Source organism: Syntrophomonas sp. UBA1041, from assembly GCF_002316705.1.
Lineage (GTDB): Bacteria > Bacillota > Syntrophomonadia > Syntrophomonadales > Syntrophomonadaceae > DTU019.
In genome coordinates this window covers 3662-4179 of sequence record NZ_DCEA01000056.1, presented here as the reverse complement: position 1 = coordinate 4179, position 518 = coordinate 3662, and the positions used below count along the sequence as shown (strand labels likewise).

General features: G+C 44.8%; 1 pseudogene. It reads left to right on the top strand.

Annotated features, from left to right (window positions below):
• A pseudogene (gene eno / locus B2633_RS08360) lies at positions 1-348 on the top strand (phosphopyruvate hydratase); the annotation flags it as partial.
• Positions 349-518 lie beyond the last annotated feature (170 nt).

The window sequence follows — 518 nt, the reverse complement described above, 5'->3', positions numbered from 1 at the left end:
GACGATATCTTTGTAACCAATCCTGAAAGGTTCAGGCGCGGCATTGATGGTGGGATTGCCAACAGCATACTTATCAAAGTCAATCAAATCGGTACGGTTACTGAAACCTTGAGGACTATTGAAATGGCTAAGAAAGTTGGTTACCGGACTCTGATTTCCCATAGATCAGGCGAAACAGAAGACTCGTTTATTGCTGATTTAGCCGTTGCTGTTAATGCGGGCATGATTAAAACAGGTTCACCGGCCAGGTCTGATCGTGTGGCAAAATATAACCGGCTGCTTCGTATTGAGGAGCAGCTGGGCAATGCCGCACAATATGCGGGAAGGGCGATGTTTGAAATTAAATAAATCACCTGGCTATTCGAGGAGGGAGAAATTTGCTGGAAGTGGACATCCCCGGTAGGGGTTTATTGAAACTCACTCACCTCTTATTAGATGTTAATGGGACGTTAACCGTGGATGGAATATTAATACCAGGCGTTAAAGAGCGCGTCGAACTGCTAAAAGATTTACTGAGT